This window comes from Microlunatus soli, assembly GCF_900105385.1.
GTDB classification, from domain to species: domain Bacteria; phylum Actinomycetota; class Actinomycetes; order Propionibacteriales; family Propionibacteriaceae; genus Microlunatus; species Microlunatus soli.
The window spans coordinates 707,858-724,406 of record NZ_LT629772.1; the positions used below are offsets into that span (position 1 = coordinate 707,858).

Annotated in this window: 15 protein-coding genes; 2 read left to right on the top strand and 13 right to left on the bottom strand. The window is 69.1% G+C overall.

The window, feature by feature from the left end; all coding sequences use genetic code 11:
• Positions 1 to 62: 62 nt before the first annotated feature.
• From BLU38_RS03350 to rpsB, 5 genes are all read right to left on the bottom strand, one after another.
• Entirely contained in the window at positions 63 to 950 is an 888-nt protein-coding gene (locus tag BLU38_RS03350) for a phosphatidate cytidylyltransferase (protein ID WP_091531813.1), read from the bottom strand.
• A gap of 147 nt (positions 951 to 1,097) precedes the next feature.
• Positions 1,098 to 1,652: a ribosome recycling factor gene (gene frr, locus BLU38_RS03355; RefSeq protein ID WP_197680156.1), complete on the bottom strand. Its 555-nt coding sequence runs from the start codon at positions 1,650 to 1,652 to the stop codon at positions 1,098 to 1,100.
• 102 nt (positions 1,653 to 1,754) lie between these two features.
• The gene (gene pyrH / locus BLU38_RS03360; protein ID WP_091519844.1) at positions 1,755 to 2,495 is read right to left on the bottom strand and encodes a UMP kinase; all 741 of its coding nucleotides are present in this window, start codon (positions 2,493 to 2,495) and stop codon (positions 1,755 to 1,757) included.
• A gap of 139 nt (positions 2,496 to 2,634) precedes the next feature.
• The gene (tsf, locus tag BLU38_RS03365; RefSeq protein WP_091519849.1) at positions 2,635 to 3,453 is read right to left on the bottom strand and encodes a translation elongation factor Ts; all 819 of its coding nucleotides are present in this window, start codon (positions 3,451 to 3,453) and stop codon (positions 2,635 to 2,637) included.
• A 68-nt stretch (positions 3,454 to 3,521) separates the two neighbouring features.
• Positions 3,522 to 4,490, bottom strand: a complete 969-nt coding sequence (rpsB, locus tag BLU38_RS03370) for a 30S ribosomal protein S2 (RefSeq protein WP_091519852.1) — start codon at positions 4,488 to 4,490, stop codon at positions 3,522 to 3,524.
• A gap of 429 nt (positions 4,491 to 4,919) precedes the next feature.
• On the opposite strand from rpsB, the gene BLU38_RS31540 reads away from it, so the two are divergent.
• The gene (locus BLU38_RS31540) at positions 4,920 to 6,047 is read left to right on the top strand and encodes a peptidoglycan DD-metalloendopeptidase family protein (protein WP_231920155.1); all 1,128 of its coding nucleotides are present in this window, start codon (positions 4,920 to 4,922) and stop codon (positions 6,045 to 6,047) included.
• Positions 6,048 to 6,107: 60 nt separating this feature from the next.
• Complete coding sequence (locus BLU38_RS03385; RefSeq protein ID WP_091519855.1) at positions 6,108 to 6,635, top strand: hypothetical protein; 528 nt, start codon at positions 6,108 to 6,110, stop codon at positions 6,633 to 6,635.
• A 25-nt stretch (positions 6,636 to 6,660) separates the two neighbouring features.
• Here the strand turns inward: BLU38_RS03385 and BLU38_RS03390 are convergent, their stop codons facing one another.
• The 8 genes from BLU38_RS03390 to BLU38_RS03425 all read right to left on the bottom strand — a co-directional run bounded on the left by BLU38_RS03390 (position 6,661) and on the right by BLU38_RS03425 (position 16,421).
• Positions 6,661 to 7,320, bottom strand: a complete 660-nt coding sequence (locus BLU38_RS03390) for a response regulator transcription factor (protein WP_091519859.1) — start codon at positions 7,318 to 7,320, stop codon at positions 6,661 to 6,663.
• Positions 7,305 to 8,822: a sensor histidine kinase gene (locus BLU38_RS03395; protein WP_157683193.1), complete on the bottom strand. Its 1,518-nt coding sequence runs from the start codon at positions 8,820 to 8,822 to the stop codon at positions 7,305 to 7,307. Before BLU38_RS03395 ends, BLU38_RS03390 begins: the two co-directional genes overlap by 16 nt.
• Positions 8,823 to 8,896: 74 nt before the next feature.
• Positions 8,897 to 9,910 (bottom strand): phosphotransferase family protein, encoded by a 1,014-nt coding sequence (locus BLU38_RS03400; RefSeq protein ID WP_091519865.1) that lies wholly within the window; start codon positions 9,908 to 9,910, stop codon positions 8,897 to 8,899.
• On the bottom strand, positions 9,907 to 10,992 hold the full coding sequence (locus BLU38_RS03405; RefSeq protein WP_091519869.1) for a phosphotransferase: 1,086 nt from the start codon (positions 10,990 to 10,992) through the stop codon (positions 9,907 to 9,909). Before BLU38_RS03405 ends, BLU38_RS03400 begins: the two co-directional genes overlap by 4 nt.
• Positions 10,989 to 12,773: an ABC transporter ATP-binding protein gene (locus BLU38_RS03410; protein WP_091519873.1), complete on the bottom strand. Its 1,785-nt coding sequence runs from the start codon at positions 12,771 to 12,773 to the stop codon at positions 10,989 to 10,991. The genes BLU38_RS03405 and BLU38_RS03410 overlap by 4 nt, the downstream gene beginning before the upstream one ends.
• Positions 12,774 to 12,806: 33 nt before the next feature.
• A complete protein-coding gene (locus tag BLU38_RS03415; protein ID WP_091519877.1) occupies positions 12,807 to 14,003 on the bottom strand; it encodes a glycosyltransferase family 4 protein in 1,197 nt (398 codons plus the stop codon).
• Entirely contained in the window at positions 14,000 to 15,265 is a 1,266-nt protein-coding gene (locus BLU38_RS03420; RefSeq protein WP_197679977.1) for a glycosyltransferase, read from the bottom strand. Before BLU38_RS03420 ends, BLU38_RS03415 begins: the two co-directional genes overlap by 4 nt.
• Positions 15,255 to 16,421, bottom strand: a complete 1,167-nt coding sequence (locus BLU38_RS03425) for a glycosyltransferase family protein (protein WP_091519883.1) — start codon at positions 16,419 to 16,421, stop codon at positions 15,255 to 15,257. The genes BLU38_RS03420 and BLU38_RS03425 overlap by 11 nt, the downstream gene beginning before the upstream one ends.
• Positions 16,422 to 16,549 lie beyond the last annotated feature (128 nt).

Genomic DNA, 16,549 nt, shown 5'->3' on the forward strand with positions numbered 1-16,549 from the left:
TCATGGCAGCCCGCGGCACCCTACGGCAACATGTTGCCGTGTGTTTCTGCGGTGGCAGACGATCAGCCGCCGGGGATCAGCAGGTACATGATCAACCAGGCCACCGGTGCGGCCAGTAGCAGCGAGTCGAGCCGATCCATCACGCCGCCATGGCCGGGCAGGAAGCTGCTCATGTCCTTGATCCCGAGATCACGCTTGATCAGCGATTCGACCAGGTCACCGACGGTGCCGACCGTGACCAGCAGCGGCCCCATGATCAACCCGACCCACCAGGGCGCCTGCAGGCCGAAGATCGCCATCAGGATCGCCGCGGTGGTCGCGAACACGATCGAGCCGGCGAAGCCCTCCCAGGACTTCTTCGGGCTGATCACCGGCGCCATCGGGTGCCGGCCGAAGAGCACGCCCCCGACGTAGCCGCCGAGATCGCTCATCACCACGACCAGGATGAACGTGACGACCCGGGCCACACCCTGCTCGCCGGACAGCATCAGCGAGGCGAACGACCCGAGCAGCGGCACGTACGCGATCAGGAACAGGTTGGCCGAGGCGTCGGCGAGGTAGCCGTCCGAGCCGCGGGGCATCCGCCAGGCCAGCGAGACGATCGCCGTCAGGCCCAGCACTCCGAGCAGTACTGCGTTGCCGCTCAACGGCGTGGTGCCGTCGATCGACGGCACGTAGTGCGCCAGATAAGGAAGGATCACCGCACAGCCCGACCCGATCGCGATCGGCACGGTGGCGGTGCTGATCCCGCGGCGGCGGAAGTTCTGACCGAGCTCGATGGTCGCCAAGATCACCAACGCGGCCATGATCAGGATGAACCCGAGCCGGAAGAAGAGCAGCGAGGCGATGATCGACCCGCCGAGCAGTACGCCGGTGATGATCGCCGCGCGGAGATCGCGACCGACCCGGCCGTAGTCGACCGGCGGCCGGGCAGCGACCCAGGCCGGCAGCTGCGGATCGTCGTCGCCCGCCGAACCCGAGTGGGCTGAACCGGGACCCGACGGGCCTGAATTGTCCGGCGTTCGGGGCGTCGACTGTTCCTGCGACGGCGATACGTCGTCGGCAGCGTCGTTCGGTGAGTCCGCCTCGGCAGCCACTCAGACCTCGAGGAGTTCTGATTCCTTGTTCTTCAGCAGGTCGTCGATCACGTCGGTGTTCTTCTTGGTGACCGAGTCCAGCTGCTTCTCCGCCCGGTTCGCCTCGTCCTCGCCCACCTCGGAATCCTTGACCAGCTTGTCGATGCCGTCCTTGGCCGTCCGCCGGATACTGCGGACCGACACCCGGCCCTCCTCGGCCTTGGTGCGCGCCAGCTTGATGTACTCCTTGCGACGCTCCTCGGTGAGCTCCGGCAGCGTGACCCGGATGACGTTGCCGTCGTCGGTCGGGTTGACGCCGAGGTCGGAGTCGCGGATCGCCTTCTCGATGCCCGGCATCGCGGCCCGGTCGTACGGGGTGATCATGATCATCCGCGCTTCCGGCGCCTGGAAGCTGGCCAGCTGCTGGATCGGGGTCGGGGTGCCGTAGTAGTCGGCGGTGAGCTTGTTGAACATCGCCGGGTGGGCCCGGCCGGTCCGGATCGCGGCGAACTCCTCCTTGGCAAATTCGATGGCCTTGGCCATCTTCTGTTCAGCGTCAGAGATGATGTCGGCGATCACGGTAGTTCTCCTCGCGAGCTGTTCGGTCTCGTGCTCAGGTCGTTCTTCGGTCTACAGGCTTGATTGTCCTTGATCGGCGATGCCGAAGCCCAACCGGGGTCAGGCGTGCACCGTGGTACCGATCTTCTCACCTGCGACAACCGCCTCGATGCTGCCGGCGGCGTCCAGGCCGAAGAAGATCATCGGAAGCTTGTAGTCCCGGGCCATGCTGATCGCGGTCGCGTCGGCGACCTTGAGGTCGCGGGCCAGGAACTCGTCGTAGGTCAGCTCGTCGAACTTGATGGCGGCGGGATTCTGCCGCGGGTCGGAGTCGTAGACGCCGTCAACCCCCTGCTTGCCCATCAACAGCACTTCGGCACCGATCTCCAGCGCGCGCTGGGCGGCGACGGTGTCGGTGGAGAAGTACGGCATCCCCGAGCCGGCACCGAAGATCACCACCCGGCCCTTCTCCAGATGCCGCTCGGCCCGCCGCGGGATGTAGGGCTCGGCCACCTGACCCATGGTGATCGCGGTCTGCACCCGGGTCTGCACGCCCTCCTTCTCACAGAAGTCCTGCAGCGCCAGGCAGTTCATCACCGTTCCGAGCATGCCCATGTAGTCGGCGCGGTCACGTTCCATCCCGCGCTGCTGCAACTCGGCGCCGCGGAAGAAGTTGCCGCCGCCGACCACGATCGCCACCTGAACGCCGAGGTCGCTGACCGCCTTGATCTGCTTGGCGACGCTGGCGATCACGTCCGGGTCGACACCGACCCGGCCGCCGCCGAACACCTCACCGGAGAGCTTCAGCAGGACCCGCTTGTACGGCGCCCTCCCGGCTGCTTTCGTCGGGCCGTCGGTCATGAATTGCCTCCTGATCGGTTCGTTGCAGCCTGATCGGTTTCGTTGCAGATGGTCTCACGGGTGCGGACATGAAACATGCGCTGTGCGACACCCGAATCGTGTGTCTCACAGCGCATGTCCGGTCAGCTGTTCAGCTACCTCAGGCCCCGGCCTCGAACCGGACGAACCGGGTCACGGTCACGCCGGCGGCTTCGAGCTGCTTGCCGACCGAGGACTTCGGATCGGTGACCGACGGCTGCTCCAGCAGCACGACGTCCTTGAAGTAGGAGTTCACCCGGCCCTCGACGATCTTGCTGATCGCCTGCTCCGGCTTGCCCTGCTCACGGGCGGCCTCCTCGGCGACCCGACGCTCCCGGTCGACCTCGTCGGCCGGCACCTCGTCCCGGTTGAGGTAGTTCGGGCGCATCGCGGCGGCCTGACGGGCAACGGCCTTGGCCGCGTCCTCGTCGTCACCCTCGTACTCCACCAGGACACCGATCTGCGGGGGCAGGTCGGGGTCGCGGCGGTGCAGGTAGACCGCGCTCTTGCCGGACACGTACGCCGATCCACCGAGCTCGAGCGCCTCACCGATCGTCGCGGCCAGGCCGGTCACGGCGTCGGCGACGGTCTGTCCGGAGGACAGCGTGACGGCCTTGCCTGCCTCCACCCCGTCGGCCTTGGCGGCGGCAACCGCCTTGACGATCTCGTCGGCCAGCGACTGGAACTCGCCGTTCTTGGCGACGAAGTCGGTCTCGGCGGCGAGCTTGATCAGCGCGCCGTCGGCCGCGGCCACCAGACCGTTGTCCGCCGACCGCTCGGCACCGCGCTTGGCGGCCTTGGCGGCGCCGGAGACACGGAGCAGGTCCTTGGCCTTCTCGAAGTCGCCGTCGGCCTCGGTGAGTGCCTTCTTGGCATCCATCATTCCGGCGCCGGTGGCGTCCCGGAGCTTCTTCACATCAGCTGCGGCAATAGTTGCCATGCTCTTGTTCGTCCTCGTTCTACTCGTGACTGGCTCGGACCGGCCGAGCCTTGCGTACGGGAGTGGTCTCAGTTGCCTTCGGCCGGATCGGCCGCGCGCGTGGCCTCGGCGGCCGGGGTCTCGGCGGCCGGGGCGTCGGCAGCACGGCGGGCGGCCGGGGCGTCTGCGGACTCGGCGGCCGGGGTCTCGGTCGCAGCAGCCTCAGCGGCCGGGGTGGCGGCATCGGCCAGCGCGGCAGCCTGCGGATCGGTCGCCTCGGTCTTCTCCTCCGGGCTCTGTGCCAGCAGTTCACGCTCCCAGTCGGGCATCGGCTCGTTGCTGGACTCCTGCTCGCCGGACTGTCCACCGGAGCGCGCCATCAGACCGTCGGCGACGGCGTCGGCGAGCACCCGGGTGAGCAGCGAGACCGAGCGGATCGCGTCGTCGTTGCCCGGGATGGCGTAGTCGACCTCGTCGGGATCGCAGTTGGTGTCCAGGATCGCGATCACCGGGATGTGCAGCTTGCGCGCCTCGTCGACGGCCAGGTGCTCCTTCTTGGTGTCGACGATCCAGACCGCCTGCGGCGTCTTGCCCATGTCGCGGATGCCGCCGAGGGTCTTCTCCAGCTTGTCCTTCTCACGACGCAGACCGAGGAGTTCCTTCTTGGTCAGCCCGGAACCGGCGACGTCGTCGTAGTCGATGCCCTCGAGCTCCTTGAGCCGCTGGACCCGCTTGATGACGGTCTGGAAGTTGGTCAGCATGCCGCCCAGCCAGCGCTGGTTGACGTACGGCATCCCGACCCGGGTCGCCTGCTCGGCGATCGCTTCCTGTGCCTGCTTCTTGGTGCCGACGAACAGCACCTGGCCACCGCGGCCGACGGTCTCCTTGACGAAGGCGTAGGCGCGGTCGATGTAGGTCAGCGACTGCTGCAGATCGATGATGTAGATGCCGTTGCGCTCGGTGAAGATGAATCGCTTCATCTTCGGGTTCCAACGGCGAGTCTGGTGACCGAAGTGGACGCCGCTCTCCAGGAGCTGGCGGGTGGTGACGACCGGCATTGCGGTCTCCTCCTGTGAACATGGCCGGGCAGGCGCTTGGCCGGACCGGTCGACGGTTTGTCGGCGCCGAGGTACGACGCCCCTGACGCACACGCGACGCCGAACTCGGCGGGCCCGTTCAGGAACCCGGTCGAGACCGTCGTTGCCGCCCGACCCGGGGGGTCGGAAAGTGTGCATGCGAAGTCAGCCCACGCGGGGCTGCTGGCGGTTATCTTACGCCGATCCGGCGACCGCACGGAAATCCGGCCCGGACGGCGCCGGCAGCCGTGGAACCGGCCGGCGGGATCCTCCGATCGGCGGCCTGTCCGCACACCGGGAGCACCGGCCGGTACCGGCGGAATCGAACACCGGTTGTCCACAGCGCGACAGCATCTCGAAGCGTTATCCACAGCACGAACAGCAGACCGCTCTCCCGCCCAGGATGACGGTATGAGTCGCATCGACACCGGCCCCGCAGCGCTACCGACGACCGTCCGGCCACAGCCGACGGTGCGGCCGGCGCTGCGCAGGCCGGCCGGGTCAGCGGCAATGGTGCTGCTCGGGCTGCTGGCCCTGCTGCTCGGCAGCATCCCGGCGCAGGCGTCGCCGCGTCAACCGACTCCTCGGCTTCCGACCGCGACGGCGTGGCCGTTGCCGGGTGGTCCGCCGGTGGTCCGCGGCTTCGACCCGCCGGCCGAGAAGTGGGGTCGGGGACATCGCGGGGTGGACCTGGCCGGGCAACCGGGTGGTCCGGTGGCGGCCGCCGCGGCCGGCACCGTCAGCTATGCCGGGATGCTCGCCGGCCGCGGCGTGCTGGTCGTCGACCACGGCGCCGTCCGGACCACCTACGAGCCGGTGTCGCCGACCGTCGATGTCGGAGCGACCGTGGTCGCGGGTCAACAGATCGGCACCCTGGACGCCGGTCACTGCGGCGCCGGCCGGGCCTGCCTGCACTGGGGCCTGCGCCGCGGAGACAGCTATCTCGACCCGTTGCTGTTGGCACCGGACCGCACCGTCGCCGACACCACCGACCAGGCAACGGGTGACTTCCGGTTGGTCGCCGCCGACGAGCGCGCCGCGGCCGTCCGGCGGGCGGCTGCCCGCCGGGCTGCCCGGCTGGCCGCCGAGGCGCTCGGCGTGCCGTCGACCGGTGGTGGCGGCGGTGGCCTCGGTCCGGCCGGCTCGCACGGGTTCAGCCATCCGGTCGCGGCCGCGATCACGTCGCCGTTCGGGATGCGCTTCCATCCCGTGCTGCATGTGAACAAGCTGCACGACGGCACCGACTTCGGCGCAGCCTGCGGGACGCCGATCCGGGCGCCCGCGGCGGGGACGGTCAGCGCGAGGTACTTCAACGCCGGCTACGGCAATCGGCTGATGCTCGATCATGGCGTGGTCGACGGGCATCGGGTCGTGTCCGGCTTCAACCACGCCACCTCGTACGCGGTCGGTGTCGGTGATCGGGTCGCGAAGGGCCAACTGGTCGGATCTGTCGGCAGCACCGGTTTCTCGACCGGCTGCCACCTGCATCTGATGGTCTGGCTGGACGGGAAGGTGGTCGATCCGCTGAGCTGGTATTGATGAGAAATCTCTCATCTCCACCTCCTGTCGGTCTCATCGCAGCCGACCAGAGTGGTCGTCATGGCTGGCAAGTCGAAGTGGTTCGTCGTCGGCGGAGCGGCCGCGTTCGCCGTCGCGCCGATCGCAGCGATCGCAGCGTCATCCCTCGACGACCCCGACATCCCGGGGTCCGGCGTCATCGTCAAGGTTTCCGACGCCGGCGATCGGGGCCGGTCGGCAGCGCCGGATGCCAGCCCGAGCAGTTCGACCGGAGCCGCCACAGCGGGGTCGGACACAACGGACGACACGGCTGGTCGAGCCGGCCGCGGCTCCGGCGACACGAAGTCGTCCAGCCCCGCATCTCCCGACGACACGGGATCCTTCGGCGGCAGCACATCCTCCGACGACAAGACGCTGAGCCCGGTCAGTCCGAACACGCCGGATCGGGTCACCGACTCCGAACAGGGCCAGCAGTCCGGTTCGACGTCGAATGATTCGACGACAAGATCCACAGATTCGGGCTCTTCGGCGACGGACGGCGATTCGTCGACATCGGGCGATTCACCGGTGTCGGCGGTCTCGGCGGATTCACCCGCCTCCGCCGACTGATCCCTTCGGCGCCCAGCAACTTGTCTCAGACCGCCAGCCGGTAGCCGGCTCCGCGGACGGTCAGGATCCGACCGGCACCGACCTTGTTCCGCAGGTAGCGGACGTACACGTCGACGACGTTGGATCCCGGGTCGAACTCGTATCCCCAGACCTGGGACAACAGCTGTTCGCGGCTGAGCACCTGCCCCGGATGGCGCAGGAAGGTCTCCAGCAACGCGAACTCCCGGGAGGAGAGTTCCACCCGGTCGTCGTCGACGTCGACGATCCGGGTCCGCAGATCGAGGCTGAGGTCGCCGGCGGACAACACCACGCCACCGTTGGCGTTCTGATCCCGCAACCTGATCCGGACCCGGGCCAACAACTCCTCGAACCGGAACGGTTTGGCCATGTAGTCATCGGCACCGCCCTCCAGACCGGCGACGGTGTCGGTGACCGAGTCGCGGGCGGTCAGGATGATCACCGGCAGCCGGGATCCTTGGCCGCGGATCGCTTCCAGCACGGAGAATCCGTCCATCTGTGGCAGGCCGATGTCCAGGATCATCAGATCGAACTGTCCGCTGCTGGCCTGTTCCAGAGCCGCCGGACCGGTTTCGGCGATCGTCGAACTGTGCCCGGCGGCGCGCAAACCCTTCTCCACGAAGGCCGCGATCCGCGGTTCGTCCTCGGCGATCAAGATCGTGGCCATGGTCGGTCCTCCCGGTCCGGTTGATCGTCAGTCATCCTGCTCGGCCGCTGCGGGATGATCAAACTGAACGTCGATCCGACACCCGGCCGGCTCTGCAGTTCCACCCGCCCGTTGTGTGCCTCGGCGATCGCCGAGACGATGGCCAGTCCGAGCCCGACACCGTGCGGGTGCTTCTCCCCCGCGGTCGACCGCTGATGCCGTTCGAAGATCAACTTCTGTTCTTCGGGTGCGATCCCGGTACCTTCGTCGCGGACCCACAACCGGAGCTGGTCGGCTTCGATCCGGGCGCCGAGCGCGATCACCGAGCCTGCTTCGGTGAACCGCAGCGCGTTGGACACCAGTTGCAGCAGTGCCTGGGTGATGCGTTGCTGGTCCAGCGTGACGACAGCGTCGGAACTGGCGTCGATGCCCCAGTCCCGGTCGTTCAGCGGCGTCACCTTGTCCAGCACCGAGACGAGCAGGTCGGCCAGCGCCACCTGGCCCGGACGGACGAAGTCCGGGCGTCTGGACTTGGCCAGCAGCAACAGATCGTCGACCAGCCGCTGCATCCGATCCAGTTCGTCCAGGGACAGCGCACGGGTCTCCCGGACGTCGGCCGGATCGTCGGCGTCCATCAGTTCCAGATGTCCGCGGACGATCGTCACCGGTGTCCGCAGCTCGTGTCCGACGTCGTCGAGGAAGCTGCGCTGGCTGTCGAAGGCGTAGGCGAGCCGGTCCAACATCGCGTTCATCGTCCGGCCGAGTTCGGCGACCTCGTCCCGGCTGGACAGCTGGTCGTCGGGGATGCGATCGCCCAGATCGGTCTCGGTGATCCGCCGGGCCGTCGACCGGAGACTGCGCAACGGCGCGAGCAGCTGGCCTGCGACGAGATACCCGACGGCGCCGATCAGCAACAGACTCACCAGCGAGACCCCGGCGAAGGCGAGATAGTTGCGGTTCACCGCGGCGAAGGTCTGCCGCATGTCGACCGCGGTGATGTAATGACCGAGCTGTCGACTGCCCGACACCTGAACCGGCACCGAGATGTAGGCCAGGTCGCGATGCGCTGCCGTGCTGGCGCGATAGACGCCCGGTGAGTCGCCGGGACGGACCGAAGCGGCCTGCGCGACGAACTGCCGATCCCGCTGCACCGATTCCTGGAACTGCGGATTGTCCGAGCTCGGCACCCAGGTCACCGTGCCGTCGATGAGCGCCAACACGGCCTCGTCGTCGTTGGGGTAGGTGGTCCTGATCGCGTAGCTCAGCACATCGTTCAGGTCCTTGATCGGTTGCCCGGTCCGTGGGTCGGCGGTCACCTTGTGGGTGTTGGTCCGGAACTCCTCGACCTCCTGATCCAGCGACCGATAGACGTCGGCCTGGGCCTGGCCGCGGGCGATCGCGTACGAGATGCCGCCCGCCACCATCATCCCCAGGGCGGTGGTGAGCAGGACGGCGGTCAGGATCCGTACCCGGACCGACAGGCTGCGCCGCCGGCCCTCCGGTGGTTCGGATCGTTCACTCACCCGACCAGTCTGGCCGATGCCGCCGCCCGGGCCGGCTGTGTCGCTGTCACCAGCACTGTGCCGTTGCCGGCCGGTCAACTCACCAGCTCCGGGTCCCGGAACGCGTAGACCGCCCGTAACCGCAGTCGTGCCGTCGCCAGATAGCCCGGCAGCGCCGACCGGACCGAGGCGTCCGGCCGGTAGCCCTGCAGCGTCGCTGCCGTCGCGGCCGGCAGGTCGGCCAGCAGCCCCTGGTGGGCACGCAACTCCAGGTGCGCCAGGAAGTTGGCCAGGTCGAGCGCCGGATCACCGAGCGCCAGCAGATCGAAGTCCAACACGCCGGGGACGACGCCGTTCATGATCACCTGGCCGTCGTGGAAGTCGCGGTGGATCAACCGGAGGGCGGCCGGACACGGCGGCGTCGGCAGCTCGGTCGGCCGTGGCTGCAATCGGTACGCTGCCGCCAACTCGGTCCACCGCCGCAGGACGGCGATCTCCTCGTCCGGACCGTGCCGGCCCAGGTCGGCGTCGGCGATCTCGCCGGGTGCGATCCGGTGCAGCTGGGCCAGCCGGCGTCCGACCGCGGCGCAGGCGTCGGCCGCACCGGCGCCGGCGAGCATCGCGGTCAGCGGCGTCCCGGGCAGCGTCTCCGTCGCGACCGAACCGGTGTCGGCGTCGGCGGACAGCACCGCCGGCGCGCCGAGTCCGAGAGTCGCGGCGAGCCGGGCCCGGCGGACAGTCGCGTCATGGGCCGACCGGCGGACGACCTTCAGGTGCCCGGTGTCGGTGCGGAGCACGGCTCGACGCTCCGGGCGATGACTGATCAGGCTGTTCCCGGACGCGGCGAGCAGGGACCGCAGCCGTGGCAACCGCCGATCGGCGCCCGACGGCTGCAGCACCACGCCACCGTCACATCGTCCACCCGGGGTCGCCGCGGCCACCGCCGCCGCCCGATGGGGGTCGGCAAACCATTGGCCGGCGATGTGGCGGCCGTCGTGGTCCCGCAGTTCCAGCAGCAACCGGTCGGCTGACCGCGGCCAACTCCGCCGCAGCCGCAGTCCTTCGGCATCCAGTCGACGGGCCCAGCCCTGGGAGCCGATGGTCGTCATCCCAGCAACTCCTCACTGCGGTCGACGCGTGCCAGGATCGCGGCCGGCCAGTGCGGGTCGGCCCTGCGGAACGGTTCGGCCGCGCGGACGAACCAGGCCAGCGCCCGCAGCGCGTGCAGCCGGGTCGGCAGGTCCCGGATCCCGGTGTAGCCGGTGAGCAGGGCCTGCCATGCGGGCTCGGGGAGCCCGGGTGCCGACTCGGACGTTCCGGCAGCGTCGGCGGTCGCGAGATCGTAGCCCAGTGGCCGGCGGCCGCTGCGGTCCCAGTCCAGGATCGCCGGCCGGTGATCACGGCGGTCGATCAGCACCTGATCGGCAGAGAAATCGCCGTGGCACCAGCCGGTCTCGGCAGTGTGGGTCGCGGCAGCCAGTTGCCCCGCCAGTCTGCGGAACCGGTCGGCCGATCCCGGCACCAAGACTGCCAGCAGCTCGGCCGTCGGGTACGGGTCCGGGAAGTCGGCACGGACAGCCCGCCCGACCGCCGACCGGTGCCAGCCGGCGAGCGCCGTGCCGGCCGCCAGCCAACCGTCCAGCGCTGCCGAGCCGGACAGCCGGTCCAATCGGGTGCCGCGCAGTCGCTCGATGATCATCAGTCCTCGTCGCCGATCACGCCCGACAACAGCCGGGATCCGGACCGGCACCCCGGCATCCGACCGCGGCCAACGGCCGACGGCGGCCGGCAGGTCCGAGGACCGGTAGCTGCGGACGATGCGGTCCGCATCAAGTGCTGCGATCCAGCGCCTCTGCGGCTTGTAGGCCAGCAGCTCGGCCTGCCGGACGCGGTGTTCGGCGACGCCGGGTAGATCCCGGTCGGCGACCGGATCGGCAATCACGACCCGGCGTTCCGGATCATGCCGGAGGACGGCGCCGGCCGGTGCCTTCCGGACGATCTTGGCCAGCTTGACCGCGGCCGCTTCGCTGACCGCGTACCCGAAGGCCGGACCGTCGGCCGTCCGCAGTGCGACGGTCAGGCTGGTGCCGGGCTTGTAGCGCAGGTAGTCGACCCGCGGATCGGCCAGCAGCACGGCCATCCCGGGCAGCGCAGGATCGCGATCGATGATCTGCTGGCTGCTGTTGATCATGACATCACCTCGTCCGGCACCTGTTGCAGCACCTGGTCCGGGTGCCCGTCGGCGATCAGCACGCCGCCCTCGATCCAGAGCACCCGGTCGGCGTCGGCGGCGACCCGGTGATCATGAGTGATCACGACGGTGGTGCGGCCACGGGTCAGCCGCCCCAACGCCGCCACCACTTCGGCCTCGGTGTCCGGGTCCAGACCGGTCAGCGCCTCGTCCAAGATCACGATCGGTGCCTGTCGGATCGCCGCCCGGGCGATCGCGATCCGTTGCCGCTGCCCGCCGGACAGCCCGACGCCCCGGTCGGCCAGCTCGGTCTGATAACCCTGCGGCAGCGCGCTGATGAAGCCGTCGGCGCCGGCGATCCGGGCGGCCTCGACGATCTCCTCCGAGGTGGCCGGCCGGCCGATGCCGTAGCCGATGTTGTCGGCGATCGTGCCGGCGAACAGGACGCTGTCCTGCAGCACGACCGCGACCTGGGAACGGACCGACTCCAAGGTCAGGTCGCGCAGATCGTGACCGTCGATCAGGACCCGCCCGGAGTCGGGCTCACGGAGCCGGGTGATCAGGGCGGCGAGACTGGACTTGCCGGCTCCGGACGGTCCGACGACGGCAACCCGTTCGCCGGCTCGGATCGTCAGATCGAGACCGCGCAACGCCGGCCGGCCGGGGCCGTAGCTGAGCCGGACCCCGTCGAACTCGACGTAGCCGAGCAGTCGCGGCGCCGGACGAGCCCAACTGGTGTCGGCGATGTCGGGATGTTGATCAAGGATCTCGGTGATCCGCTCCCCCGACGCGGCCGCCTTGGAGATCCGGCCGGTGTACTTGGCGATATCGCGCAGCGGTCGGAAGGCGGTCTTCAGGTAGGTCAGGAACACGGTCAGCTCACCGATCGACAGGTCACCGGCGAGCACCCGCTGGGCGCCGACGAACAACACCAGGCAGGTGGCCAGACCGACCAGTACGTCGGTCGACCGTTCGAGTCCCGCCGACAGACGCTTGCCCTTGACGCTGTCCTTCAGCGCTCGGTCGTTGCCGGTGGCGAAGCGATCGTTCATCCGTTCCTGCAGCGAGTAGCTGGTGACCACCGGCATCGCACCGAGCGACTCCGTTGCCAGCGACGCCAGTGCTCCCTCGGCGCTGCGCTGGCTACGGGAGACGGTGATGATCTTGTGGGTCGACCTGGTGCCGAGCAGGAAGAAGACCGGAAAGACCACCAGCACCACCAACGCCAGCCAGACATCCATGATCACGATCACCACGAACATCCCGAGCAGCGTGATCACGTTGCCCACCAGCGGCAGCATCGCCGTCACCACGGCCTCCTGCAGCCGTCCGACGTCGCCGGTCACCCGGGTCACCAGGTCACCGATCCGCCGGGACTGGTGGAAACGCAGCGACAGACTGTTCAGGTGGTCGTAGAGCTCGCTGCGGACCCGAGCCAGCACCCGGTTGCCGGCCAACGCGAACAGCACCGTCATCGCATAGGACGCAGCGGCCCGGAGGGCGACAGCACCGAGCAACGCCAGCGCGCAGATGATCAAGGTCGTCTGCAGATCCGACCCGGTGCGGGCAGCCCGCACGTCAGCACCCGCCGCCCGTGCCAGGGTGTCGATCACGTACGCCAGGGGCCACGGCTCGACGAGCCGCAACCCGACCTCGGCGATCAATGCCAGCAGTCCCAACACCAGCAGCCGGCGCTGCTGTCTCAGGTGCGGTGCGAATCGTCGGAAGGTCCTACCCAGCAGCGGGATCGCGGTTCGCAGCCGGGGCGTCGGTCTACTCATGGTGCGGCACCATTCGTCGCGCTGCCACTCTCATCAACCGGCTCCCACCACCGGCCGGCCGAGTCCGGCACCCGCCGCTGCGAACGCCTGCTCGACCACACCGGACCAGGTATGGCGTTCGACGGCTGCATCACGGCCGGCGATCGCCAGCCGGACCCGCTCATCGCGATCGGGGCGGATCTCGGCCAACGCCGCGGCCAACGCACGCCGATCACCGGGTGCGACCAGTCGGCCGAGGCGGCCGTGGTCGAGGATGCCGGGGATCTGGCCGATCGCGCTGGCCAGCACCGGCAGCCCGGCAGCGAGATATTCGAACACCTTCAGCGGCGAGAAATAGTGATCGGTCGACGCCGGGTACGGTGCACACCCGACGTCCATCCGCTGCAACTGCTGTCCGACCCGATCGGCGTCGATCGCGCCGGTGAATTCGGCGTCGACGCCTCGCTGCCGGGCATGGCGCTCCAGGCCGGCTCGCAGCGGCCCGTCCCCCACCACCAGCAGCCGCCAGCCGGCCGTTCCGCTCTGGTCGACCTCGGCCAGCGCGTCGATCAAGGTGTCGACGCCGTGCCAGGCCTTCAACGTGCCGAGGAATCCGACCACGAACGACTGATCACCGGTGACCGCGGGGCGTTCGGCCGGCCGGATCCGATCGGTGTCGACGCCGTTGGGCAGTACCAGGATCCGGGCGGTGCGGCCGGTCATGGTGCCGACCCAGTCGGCGACGCCGTCACTCACGCAACTGATCACGTCGGCGGCGCCGAACGCCTGCCTGGCGACGGTCCGGGCACCATCAGCGTCGGCCAACTCGCGGTGGACCGCCTGCTCGGTGATCAGCGGTGAGTTCACCTCCAGGATGCTCGGCACCCGGTGCGCGTTCGACCACGCGGTTGCCGTCCGGCCCCAGAGGGAGTAGCGCTCGTACACCAGGTCCGGGTCGACCGCGTCCAGGACCGCGGCAACGCCGGCGTCCGAGCGTTGTGCGGCGCGTTCGCGTTCCGCGGCGGGCCCGGCGGAGATCTCCGGGAGCCGGTGCACCGTGACCAGGCGGGCCAGTCGATGGTCGTGCACTGGTCCCGGCCGGGGCGTGATCACATGGACGTCGCAGCCGGCGTCGACCAGCACCTGGAGCACCGACTGGACATGCACGGCAGCGCCCTTGGTGCCGAACACACCGATCCCGGGATCGGTGCACACCAAGGCGATCCGGTGGATCGGTCGTCTGTTGATCATCCGGCAGTCACCTCCGCCGGTTGGTGCAGGCTGTCGAAGAGTGCCGCGATCCGGCTCGCCTGCCGCTCCGCGTCGAAGTCCGCCTCGATCCTCGCCCGGGCGGCATCGGCCAGCGCAGCAGCCAACGCCGGGTCGGTGATCAACTCGGTCAAGGCCTCGGCCAGCGCCTCGGGATCGCTCTCGGGGACCAGCAACCCGGTCCGCCGATGGTCGACGACCTCCGGGATCCCGGTCACCGGTGTACTGACGCAGGTGGTGCCCAGTGCCATCGCTTCCAACAACACGGTGGGCAGACCGTCCCGGTTTCCGTCGGCCCCGACCTTGCAGGGGGCGGCGAAGACCGCCGCGGAGGACACCAGCCGGCGGACCTCGTTCTGTGGGAGCGCGCCGAGCAGCCGAACCCGGTCTGCGAGGCCCTCACCCATGATCATCGCCGCCAGCGGTTCGGAGAGCGGACCGGTGCCGGCGATCTCGAGTCGGAAGTCGACTCCGCGCCGATCCAGCAGCGCCGCAGCGGCGATCAGGTCGTCGAATCCCTTCTTCTCCACCAGTCGGCCGACGGCTGCGATCCGTACCGGTCCGGCCGGTCGGCGACCATCATCGGCGGCGGCGTACCGGAAGCGTTGCAGGTCGATGCCGTTGTAGATCCGCCGAACCCGCCCGGCGGCCGGGGAGAACCGGCGGGTCAGATCCTGCAGGTTGTAGTCGCTGACCGTGATCACGGCCTGGGCTTCGGCGATCTTCTGACCGAGGTCGGCCTCGTCGACCTCGGTATGAAAGATGTCCTTGGCGTGGGCGGTGAAGCTGTAGCCGATGCCGGACAGCCGTGCTGCCAGCCGCGCGACAGTGGTGGCGACTGATCCGAAGTGGGCATGCAGGTGGGTGATCCGACGTGATCGGACCGCACGGGCAAGATCAAGAGCTTGCGCGGCTTCCCGTGGTGGGACCCGCAACAGCTCACGGAGTTGATCATCGTCGAGCGGTCCGACGGCGTCACGGTATCCTGCCAGCGCCGTCCACAACTGCTCGGCCTTCACCGTCCCGGGCTGCAGGTACTGCACCGGCGCGGTGATCCGGGCCAGGTCGGGATGGAACCGACCGTCGGTCGGCGTCCGCAGCGAAAAGATCTCGACCTCGCGACCCTGCGCCTCGAGGGCGAGGATCTCGGTCACGATGAAGGTCTCGGAGAACCGCGGGAACATCTTCATCAGGTAACCGATCCGGGCGGGCTGCTGCCGCGGATCCATACGGTCAGGCAGCATCGGGGACTCCTTCGATCAGCCGGAGCGCGAGCTCCTGGATCCGTTGCAGGCCGCCGAGATCGACGGCGGAGCGGTCCTGCGGCGGCCGGGTGACGGCGGCCGCCATCCAGGCGGTCAGCCGCCCGGGTTGCAGCAACTCGGGGCGCAGCAGGTCGACATGGCCGGCGTCGGCGAGCCGTTCGGCGCGGATCAACTGTTCGACTCGGGGCGTCACGCGCGGCACCAGCAGCACCGGGATCGAGGTCGAGAGCAGCTCGACGGTCGAGTTGTAGCCGGCCATCGAGACAACGGCGGACGCTCCGTCGACGAACTCCTCGGGGTTCGGTACGAAGTCCACGATGTCGACGGCGCTGCCGGCGACCCGGTACAGCCGATCGCGATCGTCGGCGGACAGATAGGGGCCGGTGAGGATGACGCCGCGATGCCCGGCCGGCAGCTCCGCCCGGGCGAAGGCGTCGGCCAGTGCGTATCCGTCCTGTCCGCCTCCGACCTGGCACAACAGGTACGGCTCGGTCGGCGTCGACCGTGGCCGGGTCGGTGGTGCTGCCGGCCGGCTGCGGCCGAGGTAGCCCAGATAGTTGATCGTGTTGCCCTGCCCCACGGCCCAGCCGTACTCCCGGGCCGGATCGAAGACGGCCGGGTCACCGTAGACCCACACCTCGTCGTAATGGTCCTTGATCACGTCGGCGGTGCCGGCCGCCCGCCACTCCCGCCGAACCGCGGTCGGCGAGTCCAGGATCTCGCGGAGCCCGAGAACGATCTTGGTGTTCGGGTCGGCCCGCAGCGCTCGCAGTGTCGGCAGCAGTTCACCCTGGAGTCCGTCGGCAATCTTGTCCACCACCAACAGCTGCGGCGCGAACGATCGGACGGCGGCAGTGATCACCTGCGTCCGGAGGTCGATCAGCTCCGCCAGCTCACATCGCTGCCGGCGCGGCCGATACGTCCCGTCCGGATCCTTCATCACCGTCGGCAGCGTGATCAGATCGGTCCGCCGCGGCTGCGGCAACTGCAGGACCTCCGGGTTGCCGGTGATCATCAACACGTCGATCCGGTCGTCGGCCGCGACGAGCGTTTCGGCGACGGCAAGATTGCGACGGGTGTGTCCCAATCCCAGGGTGTCGTGGGAATACAGGGCAACGCGGATCCTGCTGGTCACGTCGACACCTCCTGGATCGGTTGATGATCATGGTCCGGGTCCCGGACACGATCCATCGTCGCCGGTGGGCATGAGGTGCCGATGAGTCCCGGATGAGGATCTCTTCATCGAACGGAGCGTCATCGGCG

What these genes read in the sequence shown, in the direction of transcription:
- pyrH (WP_091519844.1), bottom strand. Translation starts at nt 2,495, where the DNA reads ATGACCGACGGCCCGACGAAAGCAGCCGGGAGGGCGCCGTACAAGCGG.
- tsf (WP_091519849.1), bottom strand. Translation starts at nt 3,453, where the DNA reads ATGGCAACTATTGCCGCAGCTGATGTGAAGAAGCTCCGGGACGCCACC.
- rpsB (WP_091519852.1), bottom strand. Translation starts at nt 4,490, where the DNA reads ATGCCGGTCGTCACCACCCGCCAGCTCCTGGAGAGCGGCGTCCACTTC.
- BLU38_RS31540 (WP_231920155.1), top strand. Translation starts at nt 4,920, where the DNA reads ATGAGTCGCATCGACACCGGCCCCGCAGCGCTACCGACGACCGTCCGG.
- BLU38_RS03385 (WP_091519855.1), top strand. Translation starts at nt 6,108, where the DNA reads ATGGCTGGCAAGTCGAAGTGGTTCGTCGTCGGCGGAGCGGCCGCGTTC.
- BLU38_RS03390 (WP_091519859.1), bottom strand. Translation starts at nt 7,320, where the DNA reads ATGGCCACGATCTTGATCGCCGAGGACGAACCGCGGATCGCGGCCTTC.
- BLU38_RS03400 (WP_091519865.1), bottom strand. Translation starts at nt 9,910, where the DNA reads ATGACGACCATCGGCTCCCAGGGCTGGGCCCGTCGACTGGATGCCGAA.
- BLU38_RS03405 (WP_091519869.1), bottom strand. Translation starts at nt 10,992, where the DNA reads ATGATCAACAGCAGCCAGCAGATCATCGATCGCGATCCTGCGCTGCCC.
- BLU38_RS03410 (WP_091519873.1), bottom strand. Translation starts at nt 12,773, where the DNA reads ATGAGTAGACCGACGCCCCGGCTGCGAACCGCGATCCCGCTGCTGGGT.
- BLU38_RS03415 (WP_091519877.1), bottom strand. Translation starts at nt 14,003, where the DNA reads ATGATCAACAGACGACCGATCCACCGGATCGCCTTGGTGTGCACCGAT.
- BLU38_RS03420 (WP_197679977.1), bottom strand. Translation starts at nt 15,265, where the DNA reads ATGCTGCCTGACCGTATGGATCCGCGGCAGCAGCCCGCCCGGATCGGT.